Raw genomic sequence first — 18781 nt, 5'->3', positions numbered from 1 at the left:
ATGCCTACGGCTTTTTTGGCCAGCTCGGCACTTCACGGCGCTGGCCGACGGGCACGGCTTGCGCAGGTAATGCTCCCCAATTGCCCTGGCCGTCACGCGTGTCGTCAGGTTGTTCGTTGGGAGACTGATCCGTGACGGGCGGTGCAGTGGCCTCGTTCGGCGGCGGTGGATTACGGCGCCGGTGACGTAGGGCAAATTCCGCCACTGCGTTGATGTCCTCGTCGACGATTTCCCATGCCCCTCGCCACGCCGCATGGGCGCGCGCTGCCCGTAACCAAACCAGATCCGCCCGCATGCCATCAACGCCGGCCTCGAAACAGCGCTCGGTGATCTGCGCCAGGGCGTTGTCGTCCAGCGCAATGGTCGGTAGCAGCGCCCGGGCCTGCTCGCAGCGCTGTTTCAGCGCTTCTTGCTGGGTCTCCCACGCAGCGCAAAAGGCCACGGGGTCGTTATCGAAATCCAGACGTCGACGGATAATCTGCCCACGCTCGGCCGGCGCGGTCTGCCCACTAAGGGCTACGTTCAAGCCAAAGCGGTCCAGTAGCTGTGGGCGTAACTCACCTTCTGCAGGGTTCATGGTGCCAATCAACACGAAACGCGCAGAATGACGGTGGGAGATACCGTCGCGCTCCACAACGTTGACGCCACTGGCGGCGACGTCGAGCAACAAATCAACCAGGGGATCTGGCAGCAGATTGACTTCATCGACGTACAACACTCCGCCGTCGGCCTTGGCCAGAACGCCCGGTGAAAACTGTGCCCGCCCCTCACTCAATGCAGCGTCCAGGTCCAATGTCCCGACCAGCCGCTCCTCGGTCGCACCCAACGGCAGCGTGACGAATTGCCCGCTGGCCAGCAGATCGGCCAACCCACGGGCAAGGGTCGATTTGGCCATGCCTCGGGGCCCTTCGATCAGCACGCCGCCGATTCTCGGGTCGATGGCTGTTAAGCACAGGGCCAACTTGAGTTCGTCGGCGCCCACCACTGCCGCGAGGGGGAAATGCGGGATATCGCTCATGGACAATTCTCAAAAGTGATCAATGTTCTTCGATGTCCAGCAGCAGGTTTTCCAGGGCCTGGCGGTAATCGCCGGGTGCTTGCCAGAGCCCGCGCTGCTGAGCCTCCAGCATGCGTTCGGTCATGTCCCGCAGTGCATCTGGATTGTGCTGCTGAATAAAATCCCGGGTCGATGGGTCAAGCAAATATGCATCAGCCAGCAATGCGTATTGATGATCGTCGATCAACTGAGTCGTGGCGTCGAAGGCGAATAAGAAGTCCACGGTTGCGGCCATCTCAAACGCGCCTTTGTAACCGTGGCGTTTGACCCCTTCGATCCACTTCGGGTTGGCCGCACGGGAGCGCACCACCCGATTCAGCTCTTCTTTAAGGGTTCGAATTTTCGGTAAATCCGGCTGACTGTGGTCGCCGTGGTAGCTGGCGGCGGGTTGGCCGCTGAGGCTTTCCACCGCAGCCAGCATGCCGCCCTGGAATTGGTAATAGTCATTGGAATCGAGCAGGTCATGCTCGCGATTGTCCTGGTTTTGCAGAACCGCTTGCACTTGGCCCAGGCGTTGGGCGAAACGCTCCCGGGCGGGCGTGCCTTCGTCGGCCACGCCGTACGCGTAACCGCCCCAATTCAGGTAAACCTCGGCCAAGTCATCGCGGGTTTGCCACAAACGCCCGTCGATGGCGCCTTGCACCCCTGCGCCGTAGGCACCCGGTTTGGCGCCGAAAATACGCCAACCCGCTTGGCGCGACGCGTCCTCAGCGGTTAAACCTTCGCGTTCAAACCTGAGCCGTTCTTCGCGGACCTTGGCCGCCAGCGGGTTCAGCTCATCCGGTTCATCCAAGGCAGCGACGGCCTGTACGGCCGCATCAAACAGTCGAATCAGGTTGGAAAACGCATCGCGAAAGAACCCGGAAACCCGCAGCGTCACGTCGACCCGAGGACGATCCAGCAGGCTCAGCGGCAAAATTTCAAAATCATCGACCCGCTGACTGCCGGTGGCCCAGACCGGACGCACGCCCATCAGGGCCATGGCCTGTGCGATGTCGTCGCCACCGGTGCGCATGGTAGCGGTGCCCCACACCGACAGACCCAACTGACGCAAGTGATCGCCGTGGTCCTGCAAATGACGCTCAAGCAGCAGGTTGGCCGACTGGAAACCAATACGCCACGCGGTGGTGGTCGGCAGGTTTCGCACGTCTACTGAGAAAAAATTGCGCCCGGTCGGCAGTACGTCGAGGCGACCACGGCTCGGTGCGCCGCTGGGGCCTGCCGGGACAAATCGACCGCTCAGTGCATCGAGCAACCCTTGCATTTCAGCCAGGCCACAGGCATCAAGGCGCGGCGCAACCACTTCGCGCAATGAATGAAGAATAAGTTTTAAGTCATTGTTTTCAGATAACTCGTCTATTGGTGACCCGTGCAGCACTTGCTCAATCAGCTGCGCCGCATACAATTCCAACCGCTCTCGAACGTCGCCAGCCGTTCGCCAAGGGTCTTGGCTGACGCTGAGCAACGCATCGGGCCGAGGGCCGTTCCAAGGCTCGGATAACTCACAGTTCAACGGGTCGAAACCTAAATCGAGAGCTTTGCTCAGGGCCCGTAGCAAGCTCGATTGAGCGCCACGGCCGTCGCCTCGGGGGATGCGTAATAGGGCCAGCAAGGTGTCGATGCGCAACCGACCGCTGGGCGATTCGCCGAAAATGTGCAAACCGTCGCGAATCTGCGATTCCTTGAGGTCGCACAAATAGGTGTCCAGACGCGGCAGCCAGACCCCCGCATCGGCGTCGCTGTCGAGCTGCTCGCCCAGTTGCAGCTCGCGGTCGATGTGGGTTTCCCGGACCAGCTTAAGAATGTCGCGTTGCAGTTCCCGTGCCCGGCGTGGATCGAGCAATTGCGCTTCGTAGAACTCGTCGGCCAGCACTTCCAGGTCACGCAACGGGCCATAGGTTTCGGCTCGGGTCAACGGCGGCATCAAGTGGTCGATGATCACCGCTTGGGTACGGCGCTTGGCTTGAGCCCCCTCGCCCGGATCGTTGACGATGAACGGATAGATGTTCGGCATCGCGCCTAATACCGCGTCCGGCCAGCAGGTCTCTGACAACCCCACGCCTTTGCCCGGCAACCATTCAAGATTGCCGTGTTTGCCAACATGGATCACCGCATGGGCGCCGTAGGCTGTGCGCAACCAGAAATAGAACGCGAGATAGCCGTGGGGCGGCACCAAATCCGGGTCGTGATAGACCGCACTGGCATCGACCTGGTAACCCCGTGCTGGCTGAATACCAACGAAGGTCATTCCAAAACGCAGCCCAGCAATCATCATGCGCTCGGCGCGAAACATCGGATCGGCCTGTGGCGCACCCCAACGCGCAGTCACCGCCTGTTGATTGGCCAATGGCAATTGACTGAATGCCGCCCAGTAATCGTCCAGCGCCATGCTCTGCTCGCAAGGACGTTGGTCAATGGTTTCCAAATCATTGGTGACGCCGCCGAGCAGCGCATGGATCAAGGCCGTACCGCTTTCGGGCAACGGTGTCAGCAGGTAACCCTGCGCCTGCATCTCGCGCAAAATATTCAGCGCGGCGGCGGGTGTGTCCAGGCCCACGCCATTGCCGATGCGACCATCGCGGGTCGGGTAATTGGCAAGTATCAGTGCAATGTGTTTTTGCTCGTTCGGCAGCCGTGCCAACTCAATCCAGCGCTGCGCCAACTCGGCGACAAAATCCATGCGTTCAGGCTGAGCGCGATAACACACCACGTCCGACTGGCTGCGTTCGCTGTGCCACGCCAAGTCCTTGAAACTGATCGGCCGACTGATAATCCGCCCGTCCAGCTCCGGCAACGCGATGTGCATTGCCAAGTCCCGCGCGCCCAAGCCTTGTTCACTGGCCTGCCAAGCGGGCTCGTTGTCCTGCGCACAAATAGCTTGAATGACCGGCACGTTGCGCCGAAACGGTCGCAGATGAGGGGCTTCGGGGCTGGATTGGGCAAAGCCGGTGGTATTGAGGATCAGCTCAGCCCGGACCTGATCGAACAGGTCCTCCACCACCGCCAGACAACCCGCTTCTTTCAAGCTGGCGACTGCAATGGGCAGTGGATTCAGGCCCTGAGCCTGCAAACGGGCGCAAAACACGTCGATAAATCCAGTGTTGGCCGCTTGCAGATGGGAGCGATAAAACAGCAGCCCTACCACCGGTTGCGACGGCTGCCATTGGGCTTGCCAATCGCTCAGGTTCGCGTTGGTTATGTGCGGGTGATAAATCGCGGTACGTGGCAGGGTGGCCGGTTCAGCCCATGGATAGTCACGCGCCAGAAAGCGACTGGCCAAGCACCGATACAGCTCCAGCGCATTGTGCAGGCCGCCCTGGCGCAAAAAATGCCAAAGCCGCTCGCCCTCTTCCGCCGTCACGTTGCTTAAGCCGCTAAGCTCCGGGTCAGGCCGGTCATCGCCGGGCACCAGAATCAGCTTCACACCACGCTCAGCCAACTGCACCAGGCGCTCGACGCCGTAACGCCAATAACCGATACCGCCGTGCAGCGAAATCAAAATAACCTTGGCGTGTCGCAGCACTTGGTCGACATACAGGTCCACCGATGCATGATTCTGCACTTGCATCGGGTTGGCTAGGCGCAGACTTGGGTAGTCGTCGGGTAACTGTTGCGCCGCTTCAGCGAGCAGCGCCAAGTGGGAATCGCCGCTACAGAGAATCACCAGCTCGGCCGGGGTTTGCCCCAAATCGGCGATGCTGTCGTCGGGGACGAATCCGCCGGGCTGGGTTCTCAGTAAATGCATGGGTCAGCCAGCAACCGTTGCGCGCAACTGGGCTTCAAGCACCCCGGCGTCGAGCTTCTGACCGATCAACACCAAATGGGTTACTCGCTCTTCGTCGGCACGCCACGCGCGGTCGAAATGTTTGTCGAAACGGGTACCGACACCCTGAATCAGCAAACGCATCGGTTTGCCCGGAATCGCGGCAAAGCCTTTGACCCGCAAAATACCGTGCTGCACCACCAATTGGTTCAAGGCATCGAGTAACACGCTTTCGTCAGCCTGCGGCAAGGTGATTGAGATCGAGTCGAATGCGTCATGGTCATGATCGGCAGGGTCTGCGCCTTCATGAGAATCGTGATGGCTATGGCGACCGTCGATATGCAACTCGGACTCGGCGGCCAAACCCAACAACACGCTGATCGGCAAGCGACCATTGCTGGCTTCGATCACTTTCACCGCTGGCGGCAGCTCTTCCGAGACTTCGGCACGGACTGCGGCGAGGCCGGCAGCGTCCATCTTGTCAGCCTTATTGAGGATTACCAGATCAGCGCTGGACAGCTGATCGGCGAACAACTCGTGCAGCGGCGATTCATGGTCCAGGTTCGGATCCAGCTTTCGTTGGGCATCGACTTGATCCGGGAATGCCGCGAAGGTACCGGCCAGTACTGCCGGGCTATCGACGACGGTGATTACCGCGTCAACCGTGCAGGCGTTGCGAATTTCCGGCCACTGAAAAGCTTGAACCAAGGGTTTTGGCAACGCCAGGCCAGAGGTCTCGATCAGGATGTGGTCCAGATCGCCACGGCGTGCGACCAGTTCGCGCATGACGGGGAAGAACTCTTCCTGAACCGTGCAGCACAAGCAGCCGTTGGCCAACTCATACACCCGGCCATTGGCTTCTTCTTCGGTGCAGCCAATGCTGCATTGTTTGAGCAGGTCGCCGTCAATCCCCAGTTCGCCGAACTCGTTGACGATCACCGCGATGCGCCGACCGTCAGCGTTATCGAGCATATGCCGCAGCAAGGTGGTTTTGCCCGAACCGAGGAAGCCGGTGACGATGGTGACAGGAAGTTTGGCCAGCGTTTTCATTGGGTGCCCTTTGGCAAAGCGGCGGGCAAAACAGGACGAGAACCACGCAGCGCAGGCGCGCGGATCAACTCGCCACCGGATCACCCCGCCCGGTTGTAGTGAGAATTCTGATGTTGAGGCAGGTCTCCTGGCTTGCGGTGGCGTGTCGAGCGCCTCTTCGCGAGACGTCCTGCACGCGTTCATTGCGCCTTCCCGCGTCAGGCGCAGTGGCTGTGCAATGAACATGACCGATTACAGTTGCGGGGGCAGCCGCGGCATTGACCGCGTTCCCTTCTTAGCCCCGACCTGCGCCGGAGAACCTCAAGCGTGCAAGGCTACGCAGTGACCTTGGGCAGGTCAATCACCAGCGCCGTTTGACGGGATGTGCGATTGACGTTTTGCGCTGAGTCATGGTCTCCTGCCACGCTTTGTCGGTACCTGAGGACAGCACGATGTCGACGACGCTGGTGGTGGGGCTTGGCTGCCAGCGCGGCTGTCCCGCCAGCCTGTTGCTTGAACTGATGGAGCAGAATTTGGCGGCTCACGGGTTTCTCATCGAAGCGATTACCGCCTTGGCCTCCATTGATCAGAAAAGCGCTGAACCGGGACTGCTGGCGCTGGCCACGCAGCTCGCTCTGCCCTTGGTGTTTTTCAGTTCGGCCGAACTGGCGGACTTCGATGCGCAGTTGAGCCATCGATCGGCGCTGGCCTTTGCGCATACCGGTTGCCATGGCGTGGCAGAAAGTGCCGCCCTGGCCCTGGCGCAACGCCTCAGCGGACACCCCGGTACCTTGCTCATCAACCGCAGCAAAAACCGACGCGCGACATTTGCCTTGGCGGGTGATGTGCCTAATCGTCGATAATCCGCATCCTTGCTCACTTCAGCTATCCCTTCGCAGCTTCAGGAGATTCCATGACCGTCTTTTTCATCGGCGCAGGCCCCGGCGACCCGGAGCTGATCACGGTCAAAGGCCAACGTTTGATCCGCAGCTGCCCGGTGATTATCTACGCCGGATCATTGGTGCCGACGGCAGTGCTGGAAGGCCATAACGCGTTGCAGGTCATCAATAGCGCGGAGTTACACCTGGAGCAGATCATCGCCGTGATGAAGTCTGCTCATGAACAAGGCCAAGACATCGCCCGGGTTCATTCGGGCGATCCGAGCCTGTATGGCGCAATCGGTGAGCAAATTCGTCACTTGCGCGAGTTGAGCATCCCGTTCGAGATCATCCCTGGCGTTACCGCCACCGCTGCGTGCGCAGCGCTGTTAGGTGTGGAGCTGACGTTGCCGGACATTTCCCAGAGCGTGATTTTGACCCGCTACGCGGATAAAACCTCGATGCCGGTTGGCGAGGAATTGGCCAGCCTGGCGCAGCATCAGGCGACCATGGCCATTCATCTGGGGGTTAACCATCTGCCCAAGATAGTGGCCGAACTTGTTCCCCACTACGGCGCCGATTGCCCGATTGCGGTGGTCCATCGCGCCAGTTGGCCGGATCAGGACTGGGTGATAGGCACTTTGGCGGACATAGAAGAAAAAGTGCAGGCCAAAGGTTTTCGCCGCACCGCGTTGATTCTGGTGGGCCGGGTGTTGGGCAATGACAACTTTTCCGACTCATCGCTATACCGCGCCGGGCATGCCCATGTGTTTCGGCCTTGAGTGATGACCTCTGTAAGAGCCAACGTGTTGGCGAGGCGTCTTTCAGCCACCGCGCACTGAACTCCAACCAAAAAAAATACCCCGAACCAGTCGGGGTACTTTTTTGTTCAGGCCACGCCGCAGCTTTAGTAGTAGGCGTGCTCTTTTTGCGAGTGATCGGTCACGTCACGGACGCCTTTGAGTTCAGGAATGCGTTCGAGCAATGTGCGCTCAATCCCTTCTCTCAAGGTAACGTCAGCTTGGCCACAGCCTTGGCAGCCGCCACCAAATTGCAGGACCGCGATGTTTTCGTCGTTTTCTTCGACCACATCGATCAACGTCACTTGCCCGCCATGACTGGCCAGACCAGGGTTGATTTCGGTTTGCAGGTAATAGTTGATGCGCTCGTTGATCGGGCTGTCGGCATTGACCATAGGTACTTTGGCGTTTGGCGCCTTGATGGTCAGTTGGCCGCCCATGCGATCAGTGGCGTAGTCGACAACGGCATCGTCTAGAAAGGCTTCGCTGAAATTATCAATCCAGGCAGTGAAGCTTTTCAGGCCAATGGCGTTGTCTTCAGGTTTTTCTTCGCCCGGCTTGCAATAAGCAATGCAGGTTTCAGCATATTGGGTGCCAGGCTGGGTAATAAACACGCGGATGCCGATGCCCGGGGTGTTCTGCTTTTCGAGCAGATCGGCCAGATAGTCGTGGGCAGCATCGGTAATAGTAATAGCGGTCATGAAAATTCCTCGCAGACGTAGCCGGAGTTTACGCCAATCGCTCGCGCCGCACAAAGTCCTAGTAATTTTGTCGGGAAAGGGCCGCATCGGTCTTTTCGGTCCGATGCCGATCCAACCAGCCCTTGAGACGACGATACAGTCCTTTTTCGAGCCATTCATAACTGACCCAAGCACCCAAACCGATCACTGGCACGCAAACCGCAAACACTGCGTAGGGATTGAGCCCATAACGCTCGGCCGCCAGCCAGCCGCTGTACAGCACCAACACATGCAGCAAATAGACCGAATACGAACAATCCCCCAGCGCCTTGAGCAATCGGTTGCCCTCAACATACGGTTCTAATGAGATACAGGCGATGACGATCAATGCACTCGGCAGGCCCCAGTTGATAAACCGATCATTTGCCGGCAAGTGATAAATAGTGATCAGCGCGCCCGCGATCGCTAATAAGGGCAGCCACAGCCCGTTGGCAATCCAACCGCGACGATAAATCACGCCAATCCCAATCCCGAGCAGAAACTCGTAAACGATGTCGTTTCGATAAAAATGGCTGATCACGCCATAGCGGGCCAGCACGCCATTGACGGCAAACAATGCCGCCGCCACCAACAGTGGACGATGGCGCTGGTGAACCAGAAATACCGTCGAGAATAATAAATAGAAGAGCATTTCGTAATTCAGCGTCCATCCCACATTGAGGGTTGGATACATACCGTAGCCGCCGGGATTTTCCGAAGGGATGAACAGCAGCGACAGGATGAAATGCTGCCAATCGACAACGGCATTCGGCATCAACGGCTTGGCAACTACGATCAAAAGGCCCATGGCGGCGGTGTAGACCCAATACGCGGGCACGATGCGGATGATGCGATTGACCATGAAGCGGCCGATGGGCATGTCTTTGCTTTGTGTCGACAGGTAGATCACCAAGCCGCTGATCACGAAGAAGATATCGACCCCTACCTGCCCCCGATCAGTGAAAAACTGCCCTATCGGGCCAGACGCATGAAAATCAAAGAAAATCTGCATGAAGTGGTGGCATACAACGACCCATGCGGCGAGTGCCCGCAAGGCTTGAACCGAAATCAACATCCGCAACTCACCTGTTTTCCAACCGCGATCAAGAACCTCGAACAGCTAATGCCCCAGGACGTGTTCATAGTTCCGACCGCGTAAAGGCCGAAAAGGTTGCGCCGGTTTGATGACCGGTAGATGGCTGCAGGCCATGTTTAACAAGGAATTAACCCGGTTTCTCTAGGAGCGCGCTTGCCGGTGATGGAGCTGACGCGGTATTCCGGATTCACCACAGCGCCAAAAAGCTGCGCGACAATGCGATATCGACGAAGCGGCGCCACCCCCTACAAATTCTCATACCGATTCATGTCCAGAATCCCTGCCTCTACTGGGTTGGTCTCTTGGAGATAGCGTGTCAGGTCGTGGAAGAAATCCCAAAAATGCGGGTTGCTGCGGCGTATGCCCCAGCGTTGGACGATCTTTTCAAACGCGTTGTTATCTCGGGCCCTTTCCATTGCCGCAACGAACTCCGGCACCTCGACCGCCGGGAGGTCGAACATGAAATTCGGGTAACTGCTCAGCACGCCGGGGTAGACCGTCAACGTGTCCAAACCGGGCTGATAGCGCGACTCATCGCCGAGGATGAACGCCACATTCGTGTGCGCTCGGTTGCGCAACATGCTGTATATCTCGCGTTTACCGTCACCAGCGTGGACGCGCAGCATGGTGGCCTCAGGGAGGTAATCGACAACGTGCAACCCGGCGGCAGGCCTGGCAGTCAAACGACTCAAGGCCTGCTCGGCGTCCTGCAACTCGGGTTCAAGGTTCGGCCGCGAACAGTACGCACCCCTACAACGATTGATCGGGTCTGGCTTTGCATTCAAGTCGCCATAGCGACGAATCAATTGCTGAGCAAAATCGTGCTCGGGGTCTTTATTGTCTAGAATCAGGCCGGTTGGGGTATCGTCATCAACTTTCTGATAATCGAGCCAAAGCCTGACCTTGCCACCCTCCTGGTACCAATCGTCCAGAAAATCATCGCGGGAGTCGGCAGGCATCAACCGCAGAAAATTGACCTCCGCGCCGTTGCGTATCAAATCGAAATACAGCCGGGTCTGGGCTTGATGTGCGACGTTGCCGAACACATCGAAATTGACCGCCAACTGATAATAGGTACGCTCCAACAAGGGAAAGTCGAACAGCCACATCGTCTGCGGCACTTCGCCAATCAACCCCTTATCCACCGATGCGCTGTCAAAATGGCGAAAGATCGACAACAGCGCATTGTCATTACCCGCCCAGAGGCTTGACCAACTGGGCGGCGGCGCGGCCGCATAGGCGTCGCTGCGCAGAGACTCATACTCATTGCGCTTGTCACGATACGACAGCCACAGAGTCAAAATGCTGCCGACATCGTCGATCTGCCCCGGCATGGCCAATAGCGGCGTCGCTTTGGCGCGATAGGCTGAGTTGGTCAGATAAAGGTCATGGCTTGGGTCTTGGAAAAACGCCCAGAAATTGTCCCGAATGACGTCACTGGCGATTTGCCCCCGACACACCGGGCCGCGAATGAAGGTGCGGACGAAATATTCGGCGTTATCGAGCATGAATTGATACCGGGCTTGAGCAGGAATTTGCTCGAAAGTCTCGAACGGATTGGCCCGACGACGCGGTCCATAGCCGGGCAACGAATCCACCGTCCAGTTACCGCTGTAGAACAAAGCTTTGACCCGCGCCATTTTGGCGGGACTCATGGGATAGGTGATGTGAGTCTTGTGCACGATCACGCCTTGTACCGGCCACAACCGGTAATAAACCAAAGTGCCAGGATCGTCGTTGGGACGGCGGGTGTTGATCAAGTCAATCGGCTGGCCACTGGGCGTGCGCGAGCGAACCCACTGGAAAAAATGCCCCGGCTCGCCGCCTTCGAAATAGATGTGTGCGAGAAACAAATGTTCGTACAGCCAACGAGCGACCAACGATTCGCGAGCGCCAGGCGCGTTGAGCAAGGATTCCCACTGGGTGATCTGCGACACCTCGTTGGCATTGGGCGAAAGTCCCCGTTCGTCAATGGGCGCACCCGCCGCCAGCCAGCGGCGTAAGGTTTGGTACTGCTGATCCGTCAAACCGGTTACTGCCAGTGGCATGCCCTCTTTAGGGTGGCTGGCGGCGTAACCCGCGAACTCTCCCGGCACAGGGCATTGATTGTCCCGGTTCATGCCCAGCAGGATCTCGGCGGGTATTTTGGCGTTGGCGAGCAAGGGCATGTTGTGCCCCAGCTCAAGCATGCGCGCCATCAAGGCCGCTTGACTGGCCTGCGCGTCCAGCACGGAATAAAAGCCTTTTTGCTGCCAGGCACTGGCGCTGTGGGCGTCGAGATAGAGGCGGGTCGGTGCTTGGGCATCGCGCCGCTCACCGTCATAGACCCGAATTTTGCTGGCACCGCGGGCGGCACCTTCGCCACTGCCGAGGTTAAGCTGGCAGGCCGAGTCATAGCAGGCATGGCAGGCCACACATTTCTCGGTAAAAATCGGCTGGACATCGCGGGTGTAAGAAATCGAGGGGGAATCCGACGCCAACGGCTCCTGTGCGCGCACGCCGCAGCAAATCAATAGCAGTAGAAAACTAACCAACAACCGATACGGCATATCCAACGTCCAGACAATTAACGCGGTAATTCTATCGAGACTGTCACCCTTCCAACATGAGCGATATTCATGCAAAACCGCGGCTCTCACTAAAAGCGCGCAGGTTTGCTATTATCCCCGACCTTCTGTATCAGCCTATTTCAGGTAGTCCTATGTCCGATCGCAGCGTTCGCCTCTCAGCTCTCCAAAAAGCCCTCAAAGAGCGCATTCTGATTCTCGATGGCGGCATGGGCACCATGATCCAGAGCTATCGGCTTGAGGAAGAGGACTACCGGGGCAAACGCTTTGCTGATTGGCCAAGCGACGTCAAAGGCAACAATGACCTGTTGATTCTCAGTCGTCCGGATGTGATCGGGGCTATCGAGAAGGCCTACCTCGACGCCGGTGCCGACATTCTCGAAACCAACACCTTCAACGCGACCCAAGTGTCCCAGGCCGATTACGGCATGGAAGCGCTGGTCTACGAGTTGAACGTAGAAGGCGCCCGCCTCGCCCGCAAGGTGGCTGACGCAAAAACCCTGGAAACGCCGGATAAACCGCGTTTCGTCGCCGGCGTTCTAGGTCCGACCAGCCGCACCTGCTCGCTGTCGCCAGACGTCAATAACCCGGGCTATCGCAACGTTACTTTCGATGAATTGGTGGAAAACTACACCGAAGCCACCCTCGGGCTGATCGAAGGCGGCGCCGACCTGATTTTGATCGAGACGATTTTCGACACGCTGAACGCCAAAGCGGCGATTTTCGCGGTACAGGGCGTGTTCGAAGACGTCGGATTTGAATTGCCGATCATGATTTCCGGGACCATCACCGATGCCTCGGGCCGTACCTTGTCCGGGCAGACGACCGAAGCGTTCTGGAACTCCGTCGCCCACGCCAAACCCCTCTCAGTGGGCTTGAACTGCGCGCTGGGTGCCGCTGATTTACGGCCTTATCTGGAAGAGCTGTCGAATAAAGCCGGCACCTATGTGTCGGCTCACCCTAACGCCGGTTTGCCCAACGCCTTCGGCGAGTACGACGAAGAGCCGAACCAGACGGCCGCGATCATCGAAGAGTTTGCCCAGAGCGGTTTTCTCAACATTGTTGGCGGCTGCTGCGGCACCACCCCTGCGCACATCAAGGCCATCGCCAATGCGGTGAGCAAGCACCCGCCGCGCGCTATCCCGGATATCCCGAAAGCCTGCCGCCTGTCAGGCCTGGAACCGTTCACCATTGATCGCAGCTCGTTGTTCATTAACGTCGGCGAGCGTACCAACATCACCGGTTCCGCACGTTTTGCCCGGTTGATTCGTGAAGATAACTACACCGAAGCCCTGGAAGTTGCCTTGCAACAGGTCGAGTCCGGCGCCCAGGTGATCGACATCAACATGGACGAGGGCATGCTCGATTCGAAGAAGGCCATGGTGACCTTCCTCAATCTGATTGCCGGCGAACCGGACATCTCCCGCGTACCGATCATGATCGACTCCTCCAAATGGGAAGTGATCGAAGCCGGCCTGAAATGCATTCAGGGCAAGGGCATCGTCAACTCCATCAGCATGAAGGAAGGTGTCGAGCAGTTCATTCATCACGCCAAGCTGTGCAAGCGCTACGGCGCCGCCGTGGTGGTCATGGCGTTCGATGAAGACGGCCAGGCCGATACCGAGAAACGCAAAAAAGAAATCTGTAAGCGCTCTTACGACATTTTGGTCAACGATGTGGGCTTCCCGCCGGAAGACATCATCTTCGACCCGAACATTTTTGCCATCGCAACCGGCATCGAAGAGCACAACAACTACGCGGTCGATTTCATCAACGCCTGTGCTTACATTCGCGACCACCTGCCCCACGCCCTGACCTCGGGCGGCGTGTCCAACGTGTCGTTCTCGTTCCGGGGCAACAACCCGGTGCGTGAGGCGATTCACTCGGTGTTCCTGCTGTACGCGATCCGCAACGGCTTGAGCATGGGTATCGTCAACGCCGGGCAGCTGGAAATTTACGACCAGATCCCTACCGAACTGCGCGATATCGTCGAAGACGTGGTGCTCAACCGCACCCCGCACGGCACCGACGCGCTGGTGGCGATTGCCGACAAGTACCGGGGCGACGGCAGCGTCAAGGAAGCAGAAACCGAAGAGTGGCGCGGCTGGCCGGTGAACAAACGCCTGGAGCATGCCCTGGTCAAGGGCATCACCACGCACATCGTCGAAGACACTGAAGAGTCGCGGCAGTCGTTCAAGCGCCCGATCGAAGTCATCGAAGGCCCGTTGATGTCCGGCATGAACATCGTTGGCGACCTGTTTGGCTCGGGGAAAATGTTTCTGCCACAGGTGGTGAAATCGGCGCGGGTGATGAAACAGGCCGTGGCGCACTTGATCCCGTTCATTGAACTGGAAAAAGGCGACAAGCCGGTGGCCAAGGGCAAAATCCTCATGGCCACGGTCAAGGGCGACGTGCACGACATCGGCAAAAACATTGTCGGCGTGGTCCTCGGTTGCAATGGCTACGACATCGTCGACCTCGGGGTGATGGTGCCTGCCGAGAAAATTCTCTTGGCCGCCAAAGAACACAAGTGCGACATCATCGGTTTGTCGGGCCTGATCACGCCTTCCCTGGACGAGATGGTCCACGTTGCCCGGGAAATGCAGCGGCAGAACTTCTTCCTGCCACTGATGATCGGCGGCGCAACGACCTCCAAAGCGCACACGGCGGTGAAAATCGAGCCCAAGTACAGCAACGATGCCGTGATCTACGTCACCGACGCCTCCCGCGCCGTGGGTGTGGCCACGCAATTGCTGTCCAAGGAGCTGAAACCGGCCTTCATTGAGAAAAACCGGCTTGAGTACATTGACGTCCGGGAACGCACCGCCGCCCGCAGCTCCCGCACCGAGCGCTTGAGCTATGGCGCAGCGTTGGCGAAAAAGCCCAAGTTCGAGTGGTCCAGCTATCAGCCCGTGAAACCGACGTTCACCGGTATCAAGGTGCTGGAGAATATTGACCTCAACGTGCTGGCTGAGTACATCGATTGGACGCCGTTCTTTATCTCGTGGGACCTGGCGGGCAAGTACCCGCGCATCCTCACTGACGAGGTGGTGGGTGAAGCTGCCACGTCATTGTTTGCCGACGCTAAAGAGCTTCTGCGCAAACTGATCGACGAAAAACTGATCAGCGCCCGGGCCGTGTTTGGCTTCTGGCCTGCTAATCAGGTGGATGACGATGATTTGGAGCTGTACGGCGATGACGGCGTGCCTCGGGTCAAGCTGCACCATCTGCGGCAACAGATCATCAAGACCGACGGCAAGCCTAACTTCTCCCTGGCCGACTTTGTAGCGCCCAAGGACAGCGGCGTGACCGATTATGTCGGTGGGTTTATCACCACCGCCGGCATCGGCGCTGAAGAGGTCTCCAAGGCTTACCAGGATGCCGGCGACGACTACAACGCGATCATGGTCAAGGCATTGGCCGACCGGTTGGCCGAAGCCTGTGCCGAGTGGCTGCACCAGCAGGTGCGGAAAAACTATTGGGGTTACGCCAAGGACGAGCAACTGGCCAATGAAGACCTCATCAAAGAGCAATACGTCGGCATTCGCCCCGCACCAGGGTACCCCGCGTGCCCGGACCACACTGAAAAAGGCACGCTGTTTGATTTGCTCGACCGTGGTGACGATGGCCAGACCGGGCTGAGCGGCGTGTTCCTGACCGAAAGCTACGCGATGTTCCCTGCGGCTTCAGTCAGCGGCTGGTATTTCGCCCACCCTCAAGCGCAATACTTCGCGGTCGGCAAAATCGACAAGGACCAGATCGAAAGCTATACCGCGCGCAAAGGCCAGGACTTGAGCATGACTGAGCGCTGGCTGTCGCCAAACCTGGGTTATGACAACTGATTGTATTTTTGCCTGAATAAAAACGGCCCTTCGGGGTCGTTTTTCATTTGTGGCCTACGCTCATCACTTACCTACCCTTTAATCGACCGTAGGAGCCAACGTGTTGGCGCCTACAGGGACTGGGTTAGACAAGCACATCTGCGAGGACGTATGAACGACTCACCAGACAACTCCAAGGGCAAACCACCGACGCTCTGGCAAATGCTGCAGAGCGTCACGGCAGCCGCCTTTGGCGTACAAAGTGGCAAAAATCGCGAACGGGACTTTACCCATGGAAAGCCAAGCCATTTTGTCCTGCTGGGGATTTTGTTTACAGGGGTGTTTGCGCTGACGCTGTTTGGCATCGTGCAGTTGGTGTTGCACTTCGCAGTGGGATAGACGTCTGCGACGCCTACATGACGCACTGTCCGACACGCGTGCCGGACAGCCGCAGGTTGCTTTCGTTATTGGTGGCTCACCCAAAAAACGGCCGTGGAAACGACCAGGATGATAATGAAGAGAATGGCCCAAGCATCGGTTTTGCTATCGGGTTTCGCTATTTTGACAGGGTTGCTCATTGCATCGCCTCTTTTCGGTTTTATGGGTGATTGCATGAAGCGTGACCAGCACTCTGCCTTCAGAACACCAGGGTCACCCCCACAGTAAAGTCGAGCATTGGCCATCGCTCAAGTAGGGTTATCCAAACAAATTACCGCCATTAGTTCTTTTAGTTCTTTGCATATACTCAAACTTCACTTTTGCGCATAACTGCAAACTGTTATCTTCCCCCGGCTCCGTTGGGAGTGCGCGGCCGTGCGCGCGGATTTGCTCCAAGCAGCTGAGAACAGGACCTATATGTACGTATATGACGAGTACGATCAGCGGATCATCGAGGACCGCGTCAAGCAGTTCCGTGATCAGACCCGCCGCTATTTGGCCGGAGAGCTGAGCGAAGAAGAGTTTCGCCCGCTACGCCTACAGAATGGCCTTTACGTTCAACGTTTTGCGCCGATGCTGCGGGTCGCTGTGCCTTATGGTCAGCTGACGTCGCGTCAGATGCGAATGATGGCCAAAATTGCCCGGGACTATGACAAAGGCTATGCCCACGTCAGCACCCGGCAGAACATTCAATTCAACTGGCCCGCGCTGGAAGACGTGCCGGACATCCTGGCTGAACTCGCTACCGTGCAAATGCACGCGATTCAGACCAGCGGTAACTGCCTGCGCAACGTCACCACCGACCAATTCGCTGGCGTTGCCGCTGACGAACTGGTGGATCCACGCCCTTGGTGCGAGATCATTCGGCAATGGACGACATTCCACCCCGAATTCGCGTACCTGCCGCGTAAATTCAAGATCGCCCTCAATGGCTCACGCAGTGATCGTGTCGCAATTGAAGTGCATGACATTGGCCTTGAGCCGCTGCTCAACGCTGAAGGCGAGCTGGGTTTCCGGGTGTTGGTCGGCGGTGGTCTCGGCCGTACGCCAGTGGTCGGTGCATTCATCAATGAATTCCTGCCGTGGCAAGACCTGTTGAGTTACCTGGACGCTATCTTGCGGGTCTACAACCGCTATGGCCGTCGTGATAACAAATACAAGGCGCGGATCAAAATTCTGGTTAAAGCGCTGACCCCCGAAGTCTTCGCTGAAAGAGTCGACGCTGAGATGGTCCACCTTCGGGGCGGCCAAACCACGCTGACAGAAGCTGAAGTACAACGCGTGGCCAAGCACTTTATCGATCCCGAATACAAAGCCCTGACTGATCAAACCGCCGAACTGGCGCAGCTTGATCTTGATCACCCAGGTTTTGCACGCTGGCGCTCACGCAACATTCAGGCGCATAAAAAGCCCGGCTACGCTGCGGTGACCTTGTCACTTAAGCCTACCGGCGTCGCGCCAGGCGATATCACCGACAAACAGCTCGACGGCATTGCCGACCTGGCTGACCGTTACAGCTTCGGTGAACTGCGCACGTCCCATGAGCAAAACATCATTCTGGCAGACGTTGAGCAAAGCCAACTGTTCGCCATGTGGGGTGAGTTGCGCGAGCAAGGTTTCGCGACGCCGAACATCGGCTTGCTGACCGACATCATTTGCTGCCCGGGTGGCGATTTCTGCTCCCTGGCCAATGCCAAATCGATCCCGATTGCCGAATCCATCCAGCGCCGTTTCGACGATCTGGATTACCTGTTCGACATCGGCGAGTTGGACCTGAACATTTCAGGCTGCATGAACGCCTGTGGTCACCACCATGTGGGCCATATCGGCATCCTGGGTGTCGACAAGAAAGGCGCAGAGTTCTACCAGGTATCTCTCGGTGGCAGCAGCAACCGTGACGCGAACCTGGGCAAGATCCTCGGCCCGTCGTTCGCTCAGGAAGTCATGCCTGATGTGATCGAGAAGTTAATCGATGTCTACATTGAGAAACGCACCGAAGATGAGCGCTTCATCGACACCTTCCAGCGTATTGGCATTGACCCTTTCAAGGAGCGCGTCTATGCAGCGAATCATTAAGAACAACGAAGTCATCGACGAGACCTGGCACCTGCTGCCCAAGGACGCGACGTTGGACGAGTTGTCCAATTGCGACGACCTGATCGTGCCCTTGGCTTTATGGCTCGATCACGGTCACGCCCTAAAAGCGCGCGACGGTGGTCTTGGCGTATGGCTGGACAGCGACGAAGAAGCCGAACACATAGGTGACGACGTCAATCAGTTCCAGGTCATTGCCCTGAACTTCCCGGCGTTTACCGACGGCCGTAGCTTCTCCAACGCCCGTCTGCTGCGTGACCGTTATGGTTACAAGGGTGAGTTGAGGGCCATTGGCGACGTGCTGCGCGACCAATTGTTCTACATGCGCCGCTGTGGTTTTGATGCCTTTGCCATCCGCCCGGATAAAGACCCGTACGAAGCCCTTGAGGGTTTGAAAGATTTCTCGGTGACTTACCAAGCGGCAACTGATGAGCCATTGCCGTTGTTTCGGCGCCGCTGATCGATCATAGCGGCACTCTGTGGGACCGAATTTATTCGGGAATGGATTTCAAATCCAAC

The 18781-nt window shown here is 57.9% G+C and carries 12 protein-coding genes and 1 riboswitch; of the genes, 6 read left to right on the top strand and 6 right to left on the bottom strand.

The annotated features are described in order from the left end of the window. Positions 1-4: 4 nt before the first annotated feature. The 3 genes from RHM65_RS17980 to cobW are packed head-to-tail and all read right to left on the bottom strand — an operon-like array spanning position 5 to position 5870. Positions 5-1018: an ATP-binding protein gene (locus RHM65_RS17980; protein WP_322164570.1), complete on the bottom strand. Its 1014-nt coding sequence runs from the start codon at positions 1016-1018 to the stop codon at positions 5-7. Between the two features lie 19 nt (positions 1019-1037). Then, complete coding sequence (cobN, locus tag RHM65_RS17975; protein ID WP_322183848.1) at positions 1038-4802, bottom strand: cobaltochelatase subunit CobN; 3765 nt, start codon at positions 4800-4802, stop codon at positions 1038-1040. 3 nt (positions 4803-4805) lie between these two features. Continuing rightward, positions 4806-5870 carry a cobalamin biosynthesis protein CobW gene (gene cobW, locus RHM65_RS17970; RefSeq protein WP_322164572.1) on the bottom strand — a complete coding sequence of 355 codons (1065 nt, stop codon included), beginning with the start codon at positions 5868-5870 and terminating at the stop codon, positions 4806-4808. Positions 5871-5969: 99 nt separating this feature from the next. Then, positions 5970-6188: riboswitch (cobalamin riboswitch) on the bottom strand. Positions 6189-6301: 113 nt separating this feature from the next. Between cobW and RHM65_RS17965 the strand changes: the two genes are divergently transcribed. Next, a complete protein-coding gene (locus RHM65_RS17965; RefSeq protein ID WP_322164573.1) occupies positions 6302-6712 on the top strand; it encodes a cobalamin biosynthesis protein in 411 nt (136 codons plus the stop codon). 50 nt (positions 6713-6762) lie between these two features. After that, positions 6763-7509: a precorrin-4 C(11)-methyltransferase gene (gene cobM / locus RHM65_RS17960; RefSeq protein WP_322164575.1), complete on the top strand. Its 747-nt coding sequence runs from the start codon at positions 6763-6765 to the stop codon at positions 7507-7509. A gap of 125 nt (positions 7510-7634) precedes the next feature. Here the strand turns inward: cobM and nfuA are convergent, their stop codons facing one another. The 3 genes from nfuA to RHM65_RS17945 all read right to left on the bottom strand — a co-directional run bounded on the left by nfuA (position 7635) and on the right by RHM65_RS17945 (position 11891). Continuing rightward, complete coding sequence (gene nfuA / locus RHM65_RS17955; protein ID WP_322164577.1) at positions 7635-8228, bottom strand: Fe-S biogenesis protein NfuA; 594 nt, start codon at positions 8226-8228, stop codon at positions 7635-7637. 58 nt (positions 8229-8286) lie between these two features. Further along, positions 8287-9321 (bottom strand): acyltransferase, encoded by a 1035-nt coding sequence (locus RHM65_RS17950; RefSeq protein WP_322164578.1) that lies wholly within the window; start codon positions 9319-9321, stop codon positions 8287-8289. A gap of 266 nt (positions 9322-9587) precedes the next feature. Further along, entirely contained in the window at positions 9588-11891 is a 2304-nt protein-coding gene (locus tag RHM65_RS17945) for a fatty acid cis/trans isomerase (protein WP_322164579.1), read from the bottom strand. 152 nt (positions 11892-12043) lie between these two features. On the opposite strand from RHM65_RS17945, the gene metH reads away from it, so the two are divergent. From metH to RHM65_RS17925, 4 genes are all read left to right on the top strand, one after another. Further along, a complete protein-coding gene (metH, locus tag RHM65_RS17940) occupies positions 12044-15751 on the top strand; it encodes a methionine synthase (RefSeq protein WP_322164580.1) in 3708 nt (1235 codons plus the stop codon). Positions 15752-15901: 150 nt separating this feature from the next. Beyond that, complete coding sequence (locus RHM65_RS17935) at positions 15902-16129, top strand: DUF2970 domain-containing protein (RefSeq protein ID WP_322164581.1); 228 nt, start codon at positions 15902-15904, stop codon at positions 16127-16129. Between the two features lie 456 nt (positions 16130-16585). Then, positions 16586-18244 (top strand): nitrite/sulfite reductase, encoded by a 1659-nt coding sequence (locus tag RHM65_RS17930; RefSeq protein WP_322164582.1) that lies wholly within the window; start codon positions 16586-16588, stop codon positions 18242-18244. Next, positions 18228-18722, top strand: coding sequence for a DUF934 domain-containing protein (locus RHM65_RS17925; protein ID WP_322164583.1), 495 nt, complete (start codon positions 18228-18230; stop codon positions 18720-18722). The genes RHM65_RS17930 and RHM65_RS17925 overlap by 17 nt, the downstream gene beginning before the upstream one ends. The last annotated feature ends 59 nt before the right edge of the window (positions 18723-18781 follow it).

Source organism: Pseudomonas sp. CCI4.2, assembly GCF_034350045.1.
In the GTDB taxonomy this organism is placed as follows: domain Bacteria; phylum Pseudomonadota; class Gammaproteobacteria; order Pseudomonadales; family Pseudomonadaceae; genus Aquipseudomonas.
This window is presented reverse-complemented; position numbering and strand designations above follow the sequence as displayed.